Here is a 17,798-nt window from a genome sequence, read left to right as displayed (position 1 = left end):
GCATTGCTACCCTTCAACGCATTCAGAATGCAATAGTACTATTACCCGTTCTTACTAAAAAGAGCTTCCTGTAACTGAACTATTGTTCGTAGCCCTGTTTCCGGTTCCGTTTCCGGACATAACACAGGACGATATCCAAGGCGCGTAGCCTGACGATATCTAATATCATGCGAAGCAACTGGCCGTACTTGCCCATTCAAGTCCACCTCTCCCCAAAGAACAGATTTTGGAGGAAGAGGAAGATCATAAAAGGATGAAAGAACAGCAGCAATCAAGGCAAGATCCATCCCCGGATCTTGCAGCTTCATTCCGCCACCGACTTTTGCATAAATATCGACTTCAGCAAAATTTAAACGCAGACGCTTTTCCAAAACAGCTAACAACAAATGTAACCTGTTAACATCAAAACCAAGTCCAGTACGACGTGGAATAGAAAGATAACTACGGCTCACCAACGCCTGAACTTCTACAGCAAACGGACGTTGTCCATCAACAGCCATAACAACAGCTGTTCCTGACAGCTGAGGATCACGAGCACCTAAGAAATATGTCGAAGGGTCATCAACGATCTGCATGCCGTCCTGTACCATTTCAAAAACAATCAGTTCCTGATTGGGACCAAAACGGTTTTTGATAACCCTCATCATACGGTACATTTGCCGGCGATCACCTTCAATAGAGATAACCGTATCAACCATGTGTTCAAGCAGTTTAGGACCAGCAAGCTGTCCATCTTTTGTTACATGACCGACAAGTAAAAGAGATGTCCCGACACGTTTGCATGTTTCGATTAACTCAATTGAGACAGCACGAACCTGCGTCACGCTTCCCGGAAGTCCCTCTACGCGGATAGAAGAAACAGTCTGGACAGAGTCCACGATCAACAAATCAGGAGGATTTGAAGACTCTAATACTGGCAACACATCATCAAGCTTGGAAGTCGAAATTGCGATTAAATTTTCGTCTAAAGCTCCTAGACGTGACGCTCTGGAACGAAGCTGTCCAAGAGACTCCTCACCGGAAACATACAAAACCTGTTTGCCTGCCTCAGCTACACCGCCGGCAACTTGCAACAACAAAGTTGATTTGCCTATTCCCGGTTCACCGCCGATGAGCAAAGCAGCTCCAGGCACAAGCCCTGAGCCTAAAATTCTATCTAATTCTCTCATTCCGGTTCCGAACGGAGTGTGATTTTCTTCTTTCACATCCTTCAGAGGAATAATTTCAGAACCAGAAGAGACTAAAGGAGTGGAACCACGCCTTTTGGCCTGCTCTTTAGAAACAGTGCGAGCCTCAAGTGTATTCCACTCCTTACATTTCGGACATTGCCCACGCCACTGCGCAGAAGACGCGCCGCAGGAGGAACAAATATATATTTCGCGAGTTTTCACTGTAAACTACTGAACTGGAGGATTTTTAGCTTCAACAACCTTAACACCAAACTCAGCAACACCTTTTGGAGGATCATAAAAGACAACCATAAAGTGAACAGATTTTGTCGGCATCACGTTCGTGTTGTTTGTTAAAATTTCAACCTTATTGTTCAATGCGTCAGCGAGCTCTTCTTTAGCTAAAACTTGAAGCTGGAAAAGAGAAACTCCAGAGCCACCCAACTGCTGCTGGCTGGCAATTGCCACATTATTGGCATCATACAATGTTGCTTCAACCTTAATTAACTCTTTAGGTACCCCAAAGCGGTTCTCAGCATCACCTTCGATAACAAAAATCTGGCCGATTTTCTCATTAGTAATGTAATACTGGCTAATGTTTTTAAGCGAAATTCGAGAAACGTCATTTGCTGCTGTTGCAGAAACACTCTGCAAGTTTTTATCCATCGGCATAAACTGCCTGATAAGATCCGGAGCTAAAAGCCACGCTCCCGCACAGGCACCACCCAGCAAAAGAAGAATGATAAAAAAGATAAGACATCCTTTACCAGACTTTTTCTTTGCTTTCTTCGGTTCGCCAAGCCCAAATGTCCCTTCATCACCAATCAGAGCATCAACATTGCCTTCAGGAGCAACGGTCTCTTCCTGCTCTTGCAAGTCAGAAAAGGCTATTTCTTCTTGAGGTTCTACTTCTACGTTGTGCTCTTGAGGTTGAATAAGAGGAAATACCTCGTCACATACAGTGCAACGGGCTTGAGCTCCATCTTTGAACATTTCATCTGGAAGACTAAACTTTGTAGAACAATTTGGACAGGTAATGTGCATAACGCTTCCCAATTACGTTTTCAAAAACCGTTATTCGATTACAGTTGCTTCGTAAATAGCTCCCAACTCACGATATTTTTCAGCGTAGTCCATTCCATACCCGACAATAAACCCTTTTTCCAGAGTAAAACCAGGGTAATCAACAACCACGTCAATTTCGCGACGCTCAACTTTTTCAACAACAGAAGCGAGTTTAAGAGACTCTGCACCACGTGCTTTAAGCTGAGACATGAGGAAGGAGATGGTATGACCAGTGTCAACAATGTCTTCCACGATGAGAACATGTTTTCCTTTAATGGAAATCTCAAGATCTTTAGTGAAAGAAACTGTTTTAGAGCTGCTAGTGCTGTTACCGTAGCTTGCACAGCGCACAAAATCTATTTCGGGTTTAACGGTCAGATGCTTTAATAAATCAGAGAAAAACATGAAAGCACCTTTAAGCACACAAACAACGACAAGATCTTTGCCTTCAAAATCTTTGTTAATCTGCGCAGCAAGCTCTTTAACACGTTCCTGAATCTGTTCTTCGCTATAAACTACTGTAAGTTCCTTGATTTCCATTAACTCTCTCCAGAATCATCTGGTTGTATCTCTAAGAGCATGGCGATTTCGTCACACTCTGGGAATTTTGGACAATTAACACAGTCTGCCCAAATCTTTTGAGGCAGCACTTCCTTCGACACTTCTACGAAGCCTTGCTTCTGAAAAAAGGCATCTTGATATGTGAGAGTGAAGATTTTGTAAATACCTAATGTGCGAGATTCCTCAATACATTCTTCAACAAGTTTTCGACCGTACCCACCTAAGCGAGCCCTTTCATCAACGGCTAAAGAACGAATTTCCGCTAACCCTTCCCATACAATAGAAAGAGCACAGCAACCTATGATCTCTCCCCCGTCACCGGGATCCAGAACGTTAAATTCTCGCAAGCAATTGTATAACTGTGTCAAAGAACGTGGAAGAAGGAGACCTTGAGTAGAGCACGTCATAAGCAGATTATGAATTACTTTCACATCCCGCATCTGTGCTTTGCGAATAAACGGTTCAGACATTATTTCTATTTTTCCTTTAAAACTTCTTCAATAAGCTTCTTCAAATCCTCGAAGGTCACAGGACCAACGTGGTCTATGATAAGCTTACTATTGGTATCGTATACAAGTAACCGTGGAATAGACTGGATACCAAAAGCTTCGTAAACATCAGGTTCAGCGAGAAAAACCGGATAATTTAATCCAAACTCTTCTACAGCTTTCTCTGCCAAAGAGGCGTTTTCATCCACTGAAATGCCTACCAACAATAATTCATCATCGGAAAAAGCAGCACGTGTATTTTTTAAATCCGGCATTTCTTCACGGCATGGGGGACACCATGATGCCCAAAAGTTCACAACTGTAATCTTCCCCTTACCACTATTAATCAGTTTAATAACTTTTTGTGTATCAACTTTTTCAAGTGGCTCAGCAGCAACAGGTTGAACTCCTGAAACAGCGAAAACCATTAAGCAAAATAATGCTATTCGAATTACGGATTTAATAGATTTCATGCTGACTATTTCTCCTCTAAAAATGATTGGGCAACACGTACAGCAGAAACAGCATCTTCAGAGTAACCATGTGCACCAATTGTCTCAGCAAAAGCGGCAGTAACAACAGCACCACCCACCATCACCTTAACATCTTCCATGCCACGCTCTTTTAATAATGCAACTGTATCTTCCATACGCACCATTGTCGTTGTCATCAAAGCAGAAAGACCAATAATTTTAGCACCATGCTCAGATGCTGCATCAACAATAGTTTCAGCTTTTACATCTTTACCAAGGTCAATAACATCAAAACCATGGTTTCCGAGCATTAAGCACACGATATTTTTTCCAATATCATGAATATCGCCTTCAACAGTTGCCATTATTACTTTAGGACGAACTACAGCTGCTGCATCCTCTTCAAGCAACGGACGTAATAATGAAAAACCATGCTGCATTGTCTCTGCTGAACGCAATAACTGAGGAAGGAAGTACTCTTTACGCTCATACTTCACACCAACTTCTGTGATTGCGGGGATGAGCATGCCGTTTACAACTTCAAACGGCTCAACCTCTTTCTCTAATTCAGCTTTGATCAACCCGATGACAGCATCTTTATCACCCTTCACGACTGCTTCAAAAACAGTTGTCGCTGCGCTGCTGGAAACTGAACCACCAGCAACAACAGTGCCGGAACCAGCTTTCCAGTCAGTAAATCCGGCAATAAAGCGAGCAGCATTTTCATCACGCCCAAGAAGTACTTCTGCAGCAGCAAGAGTTTCACAAATCTGGGGATTACCCGGATGAGCAATACAAGAACTCAGCCCCTTAGCAACCGCCATGGCAAGGAAGGTACCGTTAAGTAACGGACGAGCTGGCAGCCCAAATGAAATATTTGACAACCCGATGGTAGTAGGAAGTCCAAGCTGCGTGCAGTACTCAACAACATCAAGGCAAGCGAGAGCAGCTTCAGGTTTTGATGATACTGCTAAAGCAAGTACATCAACGATAATCAAACGACGTGGAATACCAAGCGCATCCACTTTCTTCAGCATATCATCAATGATTGCAATGCGATCTTTCGCGCTGACTGGAAGCTTACTTCCTGTCAACGGAAGCATGATAAATGGTGCTCCGTATTTTTTACAAAGCGGCCCCAATCTATCCAATCGCCCTTCTTCCCCACTAATGGAGTTCACAAGAGCAGACGCTGGATAAACTTTAAGCGCTGCTTCCACTGCATCCATATTGGAAGAGTCAATTGAAAGAGGCACAGGGAATTGAGAAACAAGTTTTCCCAACAATTCTGGAAGAATCACTGTTTCATCAACCATTGGTGCGCCGACATTCACATCTAACACAGGTGAACCGCAATCAAGCTGTTCCTGCGCAAAAAGCAATGCTGATGTCAGCTGGCCATTTTGAAGTTCTGCAATAAGCTGTTTTTTGCCAGTCGGGTTGATACGCTCACCGATAATACGGGATGGATACTCTTTACCAAAACGAACAGCTTGCGAGCGAGAAGTAAGACAAAGACAATCTTTTTCTCGCAAAATAGGTTTTGCTTCCAACTCATCAACCGCAGCAACTAACTCCGCGATATGTTCAGGAGAAGTTCCGCAGCACCCACCAAGACACCGTGCTCCCATTTCAGCAAAAACTCGCGTTTGCGTTGCAAAAGACTGAGGATCCAGACGGAAAACTGTGTTGCCGTCTTCATCCAGCTCAGGCAATCCTGCGTTAGGCATTACCAAGACAGGAACTGTTGAATATTCGAGCATTTCCTGCACAACTGAAACCATCTGTTCTGGCCCTGCACTACAGTTTGTAGCAACGAAGTCAACGCCCATATTAAGCATTGTTTCAACAAAAACTTCTGGAGATGAACCCGTTAATGACATACCGTTTTCAAACGTCATGGACGCGCCGACCGGTAAATCACAAACTTCACGCACTGCAACAACAGCAGCACGCAGTTCAGCTACGTCAAAATGCGTTTCACAAATAACCAGATCAATCCCGCCCTCTACTAGACCTTTAATCTGCTCTTTGTATGCATCAACAAGCTCAGAAAATTCAACGTCACCCAACGGGCGCAAGAAATGTCCGGTTGGCCCCACACTACCCGCAACATAAACACTTCTTCCGGATTCAACAGCAGCACGCTTAGCGGCAGCAGCCATTTCACGGTTGAAGCCAACAACATCCATGCCTTCAGGCAACTTAAAGGATGTGCCCCCGAAAGTGTTGGTGGTAAGAACAGTAGCACCGGCACGGGCATAATCACAGTGTACTCCCTGAAGCACATCAGGATTAGACATACACCAGACTTCCGGACTCACACCGGCAGTCAGCCCGCGTGCTTGCAGCATTGTTCCCATTGCACCATCGAAAAATATGAACTCACCTGAAGACAGGGCATTACGAAAATCAGCCACAAACAACTCCTAACATAACCAAAAGGTATAAACACGCCACGCAGGCGTTAGATCATCAATTGAAGAAAGTAATGGTCTACTGAAAAACATTGAAAAGAACAAACAAAAACTATATAGTTTGGTATTGGTAAATAGCACGTATTCACACGGTTAACCAGACATAGAGACTGCTGCCATAGTGGAATTTATGCCAAGCTATAAAGGTATTATACAAAAACAGGATTATGACCAAATCTAAAACTATCACTAAGAATTCCCTAGAAGAGACCAATGCTACTGAAGTTGAACTTCTTGATATTGAAGATTCTGACGAAGAGGAAAACTTAGATATTGATCCTGTTATCGATATTACTGATGAAGACGAAAACGAAACGCCTGATACTCTTCCGGTATTCGTTGACAAAAGCTCTCCTGCCCGCGCCCGCTCTACCGACTCCCTCAGTATGTACTTACGGGAAATCAGTAAATTCCCCATGCTCAAGCCGGATGAAGAATTTGAACTTGCCAAACGGGTACAAGAAAGTAACGACTCAGATGCTGCTTTTCGTCTCGTATCATCTCATCTTCGTCTTGTTGTTAAAATTGCAATGGATTTTCAACGCCGCTGGATGCAAAACGTTCTTGACCTTATCCAAGAGGGTAACGTCGGACTTATGCGTGCTGTAAACAAATTTGATCCTGACAAAGGCATCAAGTTTTCCTACTACGCATCGTTCTGGATTAAAGCATATATCCTCAAGTTCATCATGGATAACTGGAGGCTTGTAAAAGTTGGTACCACACAAGCGCAACGAAAGCTTTTCTATAACCTCAACAAAGAACGTCAACGCCTTATCTCTCAAGGCTTTGACCCTGACGCCGCTACCCTTTCAAAAAAACTTAATGTTTCTGAAGAGCAAGTTGTTGAAATGGAGCAACGATTAGATGCGTCTGACATGTCACTCAACATTCCTGTTGGGGATGATGCTGGTGGTGCAACCAGAATGGACTTTTTGCCAGCCCTAGGCCCCGGCATTGAAGATGTTCTTTCTGACCATCAGATGGCAGAAATGCTCACCCAAAAGATTAATGAAATCGAGCATACGTTTAACGAAAAAGAGCTTGAGATTCTACATAAGAGACTTTTATCTGATGACCCTGTCACTTTGAGGGAAATCGGTGAGCAGTTTGATATTACTCGTGAAAGGGTCAGACAAATTGAAGCTCGACTGCTTCAAAAAATTCGAGACCACTTATTTAAAGAAATTAAAGACTTTTCTAAAGATTGGATTCAGCGCTAGGGGTCTTCCAACCACCCCAAACTTCTATCCCTAATATGGACTCTTACTATGCGTACAAATAACAAACGCTTTCGTTCTGTTATCATATCCTGCTGCGCGCTTTTGCTCGTCTCCGGATGTGCTTCAACCATGCCTGAACCACAAACAGCACCTTCAGACGTCCTCAACACAGAAGCTGCAACAACTTACCACTATTTGCTCTTTGAAGAAGCAACGAGAAATAACAATTATTCAAGTGCTGACGAAGCACTGTCTAAACTTCTCACTCTGTCGCCGCCTCCTGCAATTTACATAGAAGCGACCAACTTTTATCTTCGAAACAATAAGACCAAAACCGGTAGAAAAGTTGCAGCTCAAGGAACAAAAGCATTTCCCGACAACTTCCAGCTTGTGCTCCTTAAGGCTGAATCCTATAGATTAGAAAGCAAGTTAGAAGACGCCGTTAGCGTTGTTAAAGACTATCTTGAAACACACCCTCAGTCGGACGATGCATACCGTGCAATAGGACTACTATATTTTGACAGCGGGAAATTCCCTGAAGCAGTCGATGCTTTCCGTGAAAGTCCAGAACACGCACGCTCTCCTATTACACGCCTTTACCTTGCTAAGGCTCTCACTCAGCTAAAAAAATATGACGATGCCGAAAAAGAGCTTATTGCTGCAACCGAAGCTAACAGCAGCATGCTTGAAGCATGGTCTGACTTAGCAAGACTATACGAACTTAAACAGGATTACGTTCTGGCAGAGCAAGCCTACGAACAACTTATCACTGCTGATACTTCAAATGAAATCAGCTGGCTACGACTTATCAACTTAAATCTTAAACTCAATCACCCTGCCAAGGCACTTGAATTGGTCGAAATTGGTCCTGCTTCAGATGAATTTACTCTTGAAGCTGCGACTATTTTTATCAGTGAAGGCTTCTACAAAGAAGCAAAAAACATGCTTGAACCTTTTGCTGAGGCCAAAAAACCTGTCGAGGTATTTTTCCACCTTGCACTCATTGCTTTTGAATACGAGAAAGATTTAAACAAAGCTCTTGCCCTGCTCAACAACATCCCTCAAGACAACCCCACTTGGACAAAAAGCTTAGAGTTTCGCAGTCGTCTTATGTATGAACTTGGCAAAACCAGTGAGGCTATCAATCTTGTTCAAGCTGCCAGAGAACGTGACCCGAGAAGCCGCTTCATCCTTGAATTAGAAACTGAATTGCTCATGGCTGCCAAGCGCCCACAAGACGCTTTGAAAACTATCAATTCTGCACTCAAAGTATGGCCTAAAGATCAAGAGCTTATGTTTACTAAAGGATCCATCTTCCACTCAATAGGTGACCAAAAACAGGCGCTTGAAATTATGGAAGAAATTATCAGCAACGATCCGGAATACTTCAAGGCACTTAATTTTGTCGGATACACTCTTGCAGAAATGGGACAAGACCTTGATAGAGCTTTAGTTTTAGTAAAAACAGCAGCAACTCTTGCTCCGGGCCAACCTTATATCCTTGATTCGTTAGCGTGGGTTTATTATTTACGCCAAGACTACAAAAACGCATGGACATATATCACCCAAGCCGTAACTCTGGGAACTAATGACCCAACAATTTGGGAACATTACGCCGACATTGCCAAACAAAGAGGTAATAAAACGGAAGCTCGAAAGGGTTACCAGCGTGCCCTGAACGGGCATAGCAATCCAGCGCGCATCAAGCAAAAGCTTAAGGATTTATAAATGAAAAATCTGCTTCGTCTCGTTTCTGTAGTTATAACTGTTTTCTTTCTAAATGCTTGCGCACAACATGCACCGCAAATTCGTATAGACCAACAGGCACCGCAGACAGAAGCTGAACAAGTTTGGGCAAAATACTTGGCTAACAGCCGTAAGATAAAAAAATCTTCACCATTTACCATCAACTCATCTTTCCGATTTAAAACCCCCGACAACAGCAACAGGGCCTCATTAAAAATATGGGGAAACGGGACTAATCCAGTACGAATTGACATCCTCGGCCCTTTTGGCTCCGTTGTAGCAAGTTTACGTATTAGCAACACCCGATCCGTAATTTATGAACCGGACAACAAACGCGCAGTCTATTCTGACTCCGGTGATGAACTACTTGTTCGTCTAGGTTTACCTGTTCCAGTCTCTGTTCAAGATATCATCGCACTATTACGCGGTGACTATTCTGAATTATTTCCTGAAACCTACGAAACTGCCTACGTTGAAGGTAATGCTAATATTGCGTATACATTTTCAAACAAAAGTATGGACAAAAACAGTCTGCAAAAGTTGACGGACGGTATTTTAGTCTTAAATAAACAAGGACTTCCTATTGCATGGGAGCAAAAAGACAAATCCATGTCTATTTCCTTTGAGAAATATGATAATAGTCTTCCCAGCAAAATAAGGGTACTCGCCGGAACCGAGCGCAGTGCGCTTTTTTTAATAAAAAAGCGTGACATTCCGCTTAGTCCTTTTGAGCCAGAGGCACTTGAGCTTAAACTGCCTCCTGACACAAAACTCGAACCTATGAAACCAATGCCAACCCCATTGGGATAATTTTATTGAATGTTGATGCTGCAAGTTTCATCAAATTATAGAGACATCAGCCATTACATGGTAAAAAGCATTGCAAACCACACGAGGAAACCATGTCTGACTCTTCCGCACCTGAAAAAGAAAAATCTGTCTTAGAAAACCTCTGCTTTGGAATTTCCGTATGGAAACAAAACATAACACGCATGTTTTCTGACATTCTTCACTCTTTTGAGATAAAGCAGCTTGAAAAGCGTTTAGAGCAAGAGTATGCAGCACTCGGCAAGGTGACTTCCTATCACCTTGATGAAAATGAAGAGAAACCTGCCGTACCGTCTTTTGAGATGACCAGTGCAGCTAAGCAGATCAGCTTTTTAAAAGAAGAAATCACGCGTCTTAAAGAGGCGCATAAGCACAAAGCATAACTCGGCGAAAAGATCGCTAGTAACATAGAGGTAATCAATGTCTAAAAAAGTATTTATCGGCGCGGATCATGGTGGCTTTGCTCTTAAGACTGTTATCGTAGAAGACCTTATTAAAAAAGGATACGATGTAGAAGACTTAGGGTGTTACTCCACTGAAAGCACAGACTACCCAATGTACGCAGAAAAAGTGTGTGCAAAGGTTCTGGAAGAAAACGCGCTTGGTATTCTTGTTTGCGGCACCGGTATTGGTATGTCTATGGCTGCCAACCGCGTACCGGGAATTCGTGCAGCACTTGCAACAAACGAATTCCATGCCCGCCTTACGCGTCAGCACAACAATGCTAACGTTCTTTGTCTTGGCGAACGTGTTACTGGCCCGGGCGTTGCAGTAAATCTTGCTGAACTTTTCCTCGAAACCGAATTTGAAGGCGGCCGTCATCAGCGCCGTATTGACCAGTTCGACAAAGCGTAGAAGGAATTTTACGACCATGCAGCTCTACAATACTCTGACACACAAAAAAGAGACATTCACTCCTCTTACTGAAGGCAAAGTTAATATGTACGTTTGTGGTATTACCGCATACGACCTTTGCCACATTGGTCACGCTCGATCTGCCGTGGTTTTTGATGTTCTCGTCCGTTACCTTCGTAGCACTGGCCTTGACGTTTTGTTTGCACGAAACTTCACCGACGTTGATGACAAAATCATCAAACGTGCTAACGAAGAAGGCTTGAGCAGCAAAGAAATCGCTGAAAAGTACATCCAGACATTCTATGAAGATATGGATTTACTTAATGTTCTGCGTGCAGATATTGAACCCAAATGTACAGAACACATCGACGACATGATCGCAATGTGTGAAGACCTTATTGAAAAAGGTAAAGCATACTCTACAAAATCCGGCGACGTATACTTCCGCGTTCGTGAATTTGAAGATTATGGCAAGCTTTCAGGTCGAGACGTTGACGACATGCGTTCCGGTGCCCGTATCGCTCCGGGTGATGAAAAAGAAGACCCACTCGATTTTGCCCTTTGGAAAGGTGCAAAACCTGGTGAACCGTCTTGGGAAAGCCCTTGGGGAGCAGGTCGTCCAGGTTGGCATATTGAATGTTCTGCTATGAGCCATCGCCATATGCCATTGCCTCTCGATATTCACGGTGGTGGACTGGATCTCATCTTCCCGCACCATGAAAATGAGATTGCACAAAGTGAAGCCTCTACAGGTCAGGACATGGCTCGCTTCTGGGTTCACAATGGCTTCGTTCAAATTGACTCTGAGAAGATGTCAAAATCACTTGGTAACTTCAAAACCATTCGCGATATTCTGGAATCATACCTTCCAGAAGTGCTTCGTTTCTTCTTGCTGACAAAACACTACCGCAGCCCTATCGACTTTAGCTTTATCGCTATGGACGAAGCTGAAAAGAGCATTAAGCGAATCTACGAAACCAAACTTGCTGTTTCAAACGAACTTACCAAGTCTAAGTGGAGCAAAGCCGCACTTCCTGAGGACGTTGTTAACGAATACGACGAACAGAGTGCAGCTTTTGATTCTGCAATGGCTGACGACATGAACACAGCCGGTGCAACAGGACATATCTTCTCTATTGTTCGCTTAATGAATCGTATTATTGAAGATAAGAGCATGCGTAAGTCTGAGGGCGGCAAAATTCTCTTTGAACGCTTTATTGCAGACTTTACAAAATGGAGTTCCATCCTCGGTCTCTTCGGCCTTAATGCTGAAGGTTTCCTTCAGGAACTCAAAATTAAACGTGCTGTTCGTAAAAACATTTCCATTGAGGCTATTGAAGACCTCATGGTCCAGCGTCTTGAAGCCCGTAAAAACAAAGACTTCGAAGCCGCTGATACAATCCGTGAAAAACTTACCGAACTAGGCGTAGATGTACGTGATACACCTGCTGGCCCAGTATGGGATGTAATCTAACTATGAAAAAAGCACTGCAGCATTATCACACAATCATACGACCTCCTTTTTGGAAGAGCTTTTTGTGCGCTCTTGTTGCAGTGCTTATAGTCTTACTACCACCGACTAATCTTGCGAAGTCCAATATTCTTGACACGTTCGGAAAGTTTGGTGTGAAAGATGAACTTGAACTCGGAAAAAAATTCAGCATTCTTGTAAAATCCAGAATGCCCATTATCGAAGATCCTGAGATTGTCTCCTTTGTCTCAGGCGTTCTTGACCGCCTTCAAGAACATATTCCACCACAACCATTTCCTTTTGAAGTTAATGTAATTGTTAACGACACGCTAAATGCATTTGCGGTACCTGGTGGTTATGTATTCGTACACACTGCTATGTTGTTGGAAATGGAACATGAATCTGAGCTTGCTGGCGTGCTCGCTCACGAACTTGCACACATTACGCAACGTCACATTGCCCGTCGCATTGAAAAATCACAAAAAGTTCAAATTATGAGTCTCGTTGGCATGCTCGCTGGAGCTGTCCTCGGTGCCACAACTGGCAATGGTTCCGATGTTGCCAGTGGGCTTATGACTGGCTCAATGGCTGCCGGACAAGCAGCTCTTTTGAATTATAGTAGAGAAGATGAACGTGAAGCTGACCACATGGGACTTATCTATCTTACTGAAGCCGGATATAATCCTAAAGGATTAGCTAACAGCTTTGAGAAAATCCGTCGCCGCAAGTGGGAATCTGGTTCTAATATGCCAAGCTATCTCTCTACTCACCCCGCAGTAGAAGAAAGACAGGACTACCTTGCTGACCGTGTCGCATCATTGCCTAAAGAGCTACAAGAACGCCCAGAAAATGATGTTCGTTTCAAACGAGTACAGGCTCTTGTCCGTTCACAATTCACTGACCCAACCATCGCACTTTCTTATTTTGCTAAACAAGAGCAAACACCAATGGTTCTCATGGGATTGGGCATTGCCTCAGCACGAATTAACAAAATAAATGATGCAGCTGGATATTTTGATCGCGCTCTTAAGGCCGCACCGAAAGATTACTTAATTCTCAGGGAAGCAGGTAAATTTCATTACACTAAAGGCGACACAAACAAAGCCATTTTTCTGCTCCAAAAAGCCGCTGTTCGCAATCCAGACGATTTAATGACCCTTTTCTACTATGCACGACTGCTGAATGACAAAGGTGACACAACTTCTGCGGCTACGTACTATCAAAAAATTTTGAAAAAACTTCCTGAAGATTCAGAAGTTCATTTTTTCTATGGCAAAATGCTTGGTCAAAGTGGCGATCAATTCAATGGGCACTTGCATCTTGCATACAGTGCGCTATACCGAAACGATGCTAAAAAAACAGCATATCATATCAAAAAAGCCCAAGCACTTGCTAATGATCAAAAACAAACAACCGCGCTTGAACTCATAAAAAAAGAACGTGACGAACGCGCTGAATACTGGAAGTAATTTTACTGTCTTTCAACAAGACAGCTCATCCTATTCTCTGAATAATCTCGATTCGTATTCGATAAGCATAAATAAGGATTAGTTATGGAACTTCGTGGAACAACTATTCTTGCAGTAAAAGATGAAAACGGTGTTGCAATGGCTGGCGACGGTCAGGTCACATTGGGACAGTCTATTGTTATGAAACATCAAGCACGTAAAGTACGCCGTATTTATCGTGAAAAAGTTATTGCCGGCTTTGCTGGTGCAACCGCAGATGCTTTTACCTTATTTGAACGCTGTGAAGCAAAACTTGAAGAATTCGGCGGCAACCTGCTACGCGCTTCTGTTGAAATGGCGAAAGACTGGCGTTCTGATAAATACCTTCGCAAACTTGAAGCAATGTTGATTGTAGCGGATGCCAAATATGTATTTATTATCAGCGGTAATGGCGATGTTATTGAACCGGACGACAATATAGCAGCAATCGGTAGCGGCGGCGCTTACGCTCTTTCTGCTGCCCGCGGCCTCCAGCGCCATACCGAATTAGATGCTGAAAACATTTGCCGCAACGCCATGGCAATTGCCTCTGAAATCTGTGTATTCACAAACGAAAACCTCACAGTTGAAACAATTAAAGCCTAGCAGTCATCCGTATGCAGCCAGAATCCATAACGCTTCGCGCTGGGTGCAAAATCAATCTGCACCTTGAAATTACTGGTGTTAAAGAAAATGGGTATCATGAACTTGATACCCTCTTCTTTCCACTTTCAAAACCGTTCGACATTATTACAATAACTAGAGCTCACACAGGAAACGGCCTGACAATTGACTGTCCCGCTCTCTCCATCCCCCAAGAAAAAAACATTATTCATAAAAGCTGGATAAAATTCGGTGAAGTCACAGGCTGGTTTCCTGACCTCGATATTATCGTTGAAAAAGGTATTCCGAACGGTGCCGGTCTTGGAGGCGGAAGTTCTGATGCCGCAGTTATTTTAAACTATCTTAATAAATACTGCCCAACCAGCGCACTCTCTCCTGAAGATCTCAATACGTTAGCTGCATCCATTGGCGCAGATGTACCTTTTTTCTTAAATAACACTCCAGCCCACGCAACTGGCATCGGAGAAATTTTAACCCCGTCTGATGTATCGCTTGCAGGGTATTCGCTTGTTCTTATTTGCCCTGACATCAGTATTTCTACTCCGTGGGCATTTGCGGCGTGGGATAACGCAATGCTGCAAAGAAACGGTAGCAATAATAAGAAAGAAATCTTGACAACTACCCCATCAAAAGATAGAAAGCACTCCTCTCGTGCCTTGTGGCTCTTTAATAGTTTTGAAGTGGTGGTATACTCGGCCTTTCCGAAGCTGCGGGCGTACAAAGACAAACTCATGGAATTCGGCGCTGAAGGTGCTGTCATGAGTGGAAGCGGTTCAAGTATCTTTGCTTTGTATCGAGAGATGGAACAGGCTGCTCGTGCTGCAACCGCCTTAGAGGCTGAAGGCGTTGCCACATATCTCCACCATCTGTAAAAATACTGGGACGTAGCCAAGTTGGTAAGGCATCGGGTTTTGGTCCCGACATCCGCGGGTTCGAGTCCTGCCGTCCCAGCCATTTTACAGATAACTAACTATAACCCCAGTATGGTACCATGAACGGCGATCTAAAAATCCTCACCGGCTCTTCCAATCCTGCGTTGGCTGAAGCTATCTGTAGTCACTTAGGCTGCGAGCTTACACCAACTCTTTGTGAAACTTTCAGCGATGGCGAATGCCGCATCGAGATCGGTGCAAACGTACGAGGCGACGACGTATTTGTTGTTCTCTCTACTTCTGCTCCTGTTAACGATAATCTCATGCAGCTTTGCCTTATGCTCGACGCCCTCAAGCGTGCTAGTGTTGGCCGCGTGACTGCAGTTGTTCCTTACTACGGCTATGCACGTCAGGACCGTAAGGTTGCTCCTCGTGCTCCTATCAGTGCAAAAGTTGTTGCGGACTTCCTGACTACTGCAGGCATGGACCGTCTTGTAACTGTAGATCTCCACGCAGGGCAGATTCAGGGCTTCTTTGATGCTCCAGTAGACAACCTCTACGCTGCTCCTGTTATGCTTGATCGTCTCCGTGGCATCCAGAGCGAAAAAGGTGAAATCGTATTGGTTTCTCCTGACGCTGGTGGTGTTGAACGTGCTCGTGCTTATGCAAAGCGACTTAACGCCGGCCTCGCAATCATCGATAAACGTCGTGATAAGCCAAACCAGGCTCAGGCAATGCACGTTATCGGTGATGTAAAAGATAAAATCGCCATCGTTGTCGACGATATGATCGATACAGCAGGCACCATGTGTGCAGCTGCTGACGTTCTTATGAACAACGGTGCCAAAGAAGTTATGGCTTGTACTACTCACCCGGTTCTTTCCGGCCCTGCCATTGAACGTCTTTGTAACTCAGCTTTCACAAAAGTTTTTGTTACCGATACTATTGAACTCGGCGACAAACTCAACCATTGCGAAAAGCTTGAAGTACTCTCTATTGCAGGCCTTCTTGCTAAAGCAATCCATAATATCCACACGGAATCCTCCGTTAGCGTTCTCTTTGTATAGAGTTCGCGTCTGCAGCGAGTGAAAAACCTCGTGGTGGAACCTTAAAGGAGTCATTTAATGTCTGAAAAAATCACTTTTTCCGTTTCTAAGCGTGAAGGTCTTGGTAAAGGCGCTAACCGTCAGCTTCGTGTAGCTGGTAAAGTTCCTGGCATCTTCTACAGCACTACAGGCGAAAACATCCCTGTACAGATGGACGAAATGCCACTCGTAAAACTTTACGAAAAAGCTGGCCTTACCAACGTGATCGCTCTCGATATCGACGGCGAAGTTAAAGATTGTCTCATCTGGAAACTTGAGCGTCACCCGTTCAAAAACCGTCTCCAGCATGTAGATTTTTACGGTATTGATGCAGAAAAAGAAATCCGCATCAAAATCCCTGTTCGCGTTACCGGCGAATCTAAAGGTGTAAAACTCGGCGGTCGTCTTGAAGAATACCGTCAGGTAATCACCGTTTCTGCTAAACCAGCTGATATTCCTAACGAAGTAGTTGTTGACGTTACTGAATTTGACGTTCACACCTTTGTAAAAGTTAGCGAACTTGAGCTTCCAGCAAACGTTACTGCTTACTACGACGACGACTTTAAAGTACTCGCAGTAGTACCAGGTCGTGGTTCTGCAAAAGCAGAAGCTGCTGAAGATTAAGCGAATTCTTAGTGAACTCGTTGGCCTCATGCTTCGGTGTGAGGCCATTTCCTTTTTATCGGATTCACTTAATAGGACAGCTATGAATATTTCCGGAGTAATCGTCGGATTGGGGAACCCGGGGAAAGAGTACGATAATACTCGGCATAATCTGGGCTTTATGGTTGTGGATCACCTGTTGGAAGATGCACAGCGCTTTTCACCAGATGCCTGCTCCACTCTTTCCATCGGAAAGAAAAAATATGATGCATGGAAATGCAACATAGGGACATCCCGCGACTTTTGGCTTCTCATTAAGCCAATGACCTATATGAACCTTTCGGGTGAAGCTGTTGGTCATGCGTGCAAATATTTTGATATTGAACCTGAACAGGTTTTAGTGCTGCATGACGAATTAGATTTGCCTCTTGGACGAATGAAATTTAAAATTGGTGGCGGCCATGCTGGACATAATGGTCTACGCTCCATTGAACAGCACCTTGGCAGCCGTAATTTTAATCGCATGCGTTTAGGTATAGGCAAACCGGAACATGGTTCCGTATCAAACTACGTTCTTAACCGTTTCACAAAGGCTGAAGCCGTAGATGTCGAAATGGTTCTTGAAGGTGCCCGAAAAGGAATTGAAGCGTTTGTTTCATCAGGTTTTGACGAAGCAGTTAAGACAACTAACGCCTTTAAGCTTCCCTAATTCTTCGATTAGATAACCATAGACTCTTAGAGCGCTTTGCGTTAGAGTGTGGTTCGCGTTTC

18 protein-coding genes and 1 tRNA gene are annotated in these 17,798 nt (G+C 43.9%); 13 read left to right on the top strand and 6 right to left on the bottom strand.

All coding sequences use genetic code 11. The features are described from left to right. Positions 1 to 41: 41 nt before the first annotated feature. Genes radA through QZY95_RS10020 form a run of 6 tightly spaced genes read right to left on the bottom strand, consistent with a single transcriptional unit; the run spans position 42 to position 6,176 of the window. Entirely contained in the window at positions 42 to 1,391 is a 1,350-nt protein-coding gene (gene radA, locus QZY95_RS10045) for a DNA repair protein RadA (protein WP_290922989.1), read from the bottom strand. A gap of 6 nt (positions 1,392 to 1,397) precedes the next feature. Beyond that, the gene (locus tag QZY95_RS10040; protein WP_290922987.1) at positions 1,398 to 2,213 is read right to left on the bottom strand and encodes a DUF3426 domain-containing protein; all 816 of its coding nucleotides are present in this window, start codon (positions 2,211 to 2,213) and stop codon (positions 1,398 to 1,400) included. A 30-nt stretch (positions 2,214 to 2,243) separates the two neighbouring features. Beyond that, complete coding sequence (hpt, locus tag QZY95_RS10035; RefSeq protein ID WP_290922985.1) at positions 2,244 to 2,774, bottom strand: hypoxanthine phosphoribosyltransferase; 531 nt, start codon at positions 2,772 to 2,774, stop codon at positions 2,244 to 2,246. Then, positions 2,774 to 3,265, bottom strand: a complete 492-nt coding sequence (locus QZY95_RS10030) for an N-acetyltransferase (RefSeq protein WP_290922983.1) — start codon at positions 3,263 to 3,265, stop codon at positions 2,774 to 2,776. Before QZY95_RS10030 ends, hpt begins: the two co-directional genes overlap by 1 nt. Positions 3,266 to 3,270: 5 nt before the next feature. After that, positions 3,271 to 3,756, bottom strand: a complete 486-nt coding sequence (locus QZY95_RS10025; RefSeq protein WP_290922982.1) for a TlpA disulfide reductase family protein — start codon at positions 3,754 to 3,756, stop codon at positions 3,271 to 3,273. Positions 3,757 to 3,761: 5 nt separating this feature from the next. After that, positions 3,762 to 6,176: a homocysteine S-methyltransferase family protein gene (locus QZY95_RS10020; protein WP_290922980.1), complete on the bottom strand. Its 2,415-nt coding sequence runs from the start codon at positions 6,174 to 6,176 to the stop codon at positions 3,762 to 3,764. Positions 6,177 to 6,400: 224 nt separating this feature from the next. On the opposite strand from QZY95_RS10020, the gene QZY95_RS10015 reads away from it, so the two are divergent. The 13 genes from QZY95_RS10015 (at position 6,401) to pth (ending at position 17,736) form a co-directional block, all read left to right on the top strand. Then, on the top strand, positions 6,401 to 7,456 hold the full coding sequence (locus QZY95_RS10015) for an RNA polymerase factor sigma-32 (protein ID WP_290922978.1): 1,056 nt from the start codon (positions 6,401 to 6,403) through the stop codon (positions 7,454 to 7,456). Between the two features lie 48 nt (positions 7,457 to 7,504). Further along, a complete protein-coding gene (locus QZY95_RS10010) occupies positions 7,505 to 9,184 on the top strand; it encodes a tetratricopeptide repeat protein (protein ID WP_290922976.1) in 1,680 nt (559 codons plus the stop codon). Then, positions 9,185 to 10,012 carry a hypothetical protein gene (locus tag QZY95_RS10005; RefSeq protein ID WP_290922974.1) on the top strand — a complete coding sequence of 276 codons (828 nt, stop codon included), beginning with the start codon at positions 9,185 to 9,187 and terminating at the stop codon, positions 10,010 to 10,012. 92 nt (positions 10,013 to 10,104) lie between these two features. Then, positions 10,105 to 10,413, top strand: coding sequence for a hypothetical protein (locus QZY95_RS10000; protein WP_290922971.1), 309 nt, complete (start codon positions 10,105 to 10,107; stop codon positions 10,411 to 10,413). Positions 10,414 to 10,450: 37 nt separating this feature from the next. Beyond that, a complete protein-coding gene (rpiB, locus tag QZY95_RS09995) occupies positions 10,451 to 10,885 on the top strand; it encodes a ribose 5-phosphate isomerase B (protein WP_290922969.1) in 435 nt (144 codons plus the stop codon). A 16-nt stretch (positions 10,886 to 10,901) separates the two neighbouring features. Beyond that, positions 10,902 to 12,359, top strand: coding sequence for a cysteine--tRNA ligase (gene cysS / locus QZY95_RS09990; RefSeq protein ID WP_290922967.1), 1,458 nt, complete (start codon positions 10,902 to 10,904; stop codon positions 12,357 to 12,359). A 2-nt stretch (positions 12,360 to 12,361) separates the two neighbouring features. After that, on the top strand, positions 12,362 to 13,825 hold the full coding sequence (locus QZY95_RS09985) for a M48 family metallopeptidase (protein WP_290922966.1): 1,464 nt from the start codon (positions 12,362 to 12,364) through the stop codon (positions 13,823 to 13,825). 84 nt (positions 13,826 to 13,909) lie between these two features. After that, positions 13,910 to 14,449, top strand: coding sequence for an ATP-dependent protease subunit HslV (gene hslV, locus QZY95_RS09980; RefSeq protein WP_290922964.1), 540 nt, complete (start codon positions 13,910 to 13,912; stop codon positions 14,447 to 14,449). A gap of 11 nt (positions 14,450 to 14,460) precedes the next feature. Next, entirely contained in the window at positions 14,461 to 15,339 is an 879-nt protein-coding gene (ispE, locus tag QZY95_RS09975; RefSeq protein WP_290922962.1) for a 4-(cytidine 5'-diphospho)-2-C-methyl-D-erythritol kinase, read from the top strand. A gap of 6 nt (positions 15,340 to 15,345) precedes the next feature. Continuing rightward, positions 15,346 to 15,421 (top strand) — tRNA-Gln (locus QZY95_RS09970). Positions 15,422 to 15,458: 37 nt separating this feature from the next. Continuing rightward, a complete protein-coding gene (locus QZY95_RS09965) occupies positions 15,459 to 16,406 on the top strand; it encodes a ribose-phosphate pyrophosphokinase (RefSeq protein WP_290922960.1) in 948 nt (315 codons plus the stop codon). A 57-nt stretch (positions 16,407 to 16,463) separates the two neighbouring features. Then, positions 16,464 to 17,048, top strand: a complete 585-nt coding sequence (locus tag QZY95_RS09960) for a 50S ribosomal protein L25 (protein WP_290922958.1) — start codon at positions 16,464 to 16,466, stop codon at positions 17,046 to 17,048. 82 nt (positions 17,049 to 17,130) lie between these two features. Further along, a complete protein-coding gene (pth, locus tag QZY95_RS09955) occupies positions 17,131 to 17,736 on the top strand; it encodes an aminoacyl-tRNA hydrolase (protein ID WP_290922956.1) in 606 nt (201 codons plus the stop codon). Positions 17,737 to 17,798: the final 62 nt, after the last annotated feature.

It is taken from the genome of Halodesulfovibrio sp., assembly GCF_015482765.1.
Classification (GTDB): Bacteria; Desulfobacterota; Desulfovibrionia; order Desulfovibrionales; family Desulfovibrionaceae; genus Halodesulfovibrio.
Note: the sequence above shows the minus strand (reverse complement) of the source record. Positions and strands in the feature narration are given on the sequence as shown.

Coding starts and splice junctions, on each gene's coding strand:
- hpt (WP_290922985.1), bottom strand. CDS start 2,774: ATGGAAATCAAGGAACTTACAGTAGTTTATAGCGAAGAACAGATTCAG.
- QZY95_RS10030 (WP_290922983.1), bottom strand. CDS start 3,265: ATGTCTGAACCGTTTATTCGCAAAGCACAGATGCGGGATGTGAAAGTA.
- rpiB (WP_290922969.1), top strand. CDS start 10,451: ATGTCTAAAAAAGTATTTATCGGCGCGGATCATGGTGGCTTTGCTCTT.
- ispE (WP_290922962.1), top strand. CDS start 14,461: ATGCAGCCAGAATCCATAACGCTTCGCGCTGGGTGCAAAATCAATCTG.
- QZY95_RS09985 (WP_290922966.1), top strand. CDS start 12,362: ATGAAAAAAGCACTGCAGCATTATCACACAATCATACGACCTCCTTTT.
- QZY95_RS10010 (WP_290922976.1), top strand. CDS start 7,505: ATGCGTACAAATAACAAACGCTTTCGTTCTGTTATCATATCCTGCTGC.
- QZY95_RS10040 (WP_290922987.1), bottom strand. CDS start 2,213: ATGCACATTACCTGTCCAAATTGTTCTACAAAGTTTAGTCTTCCAGAT.
- QZY95_RS10025 (WP_290922982.1), bottom strand. CDS start 3,756: ATGAAATCTATTAAATCCGTAATTCGAATAGCATTATTTTGCTTAATG.
- pth (WP_290922956.1), top strand. CDS start 17,131: ATGAATATTTCCGGAGTAATCGTCGGATTGGGGAACCCGGGGAAAGAG.
- QZY95_RS10005 (WP_290922974.1), top strand. CDS start 9,185: ATGAAAAATCTGCTTCGTCTCGTTTCTGTAGTTATAACTGTTTTCTTT.
- QZY95_RS09965 (WP_290922960.1), top strand. CDS start 15,459: ATGAACGGCGATCTAAAAATCCTCACCGGCTCTTCCAATCCTGCGTTG.
- QZY95_RS09960 (WP_290922958.1), top strand. CDS start 16,464: ATGTCTGAAAAAATCACTTTTTCCGTTTCTAAGCGTGAAGGTCTTGGT.
- QZY95_RS10000 (WP_290922971.1), top strand. CDS start 10,105: ATGTCTGACTCTTCCGCACCTGAAAAAGAAAAATCTGTCTTAGAAAAC.
- QZY95_RS10015 (WP_290922978.1), top strand. CDS start 6,401: ATGACCAAATCTAAAACTATCACTAAGAATTCCCTAGAAGAGACCAAT.
- cysS (WP_290922967.1), top strand. CDS start 10,902: ATGCAGCTCTACAATACTCTGACACACAAAAAAGAGACATTCACTCCT.
- hslV (WP_290922964.1), top strand. CDS start 13,910: ATGGAACTTCGTGGAACAACTATTCTTGCAGTAAAAGATGAAAACGGT.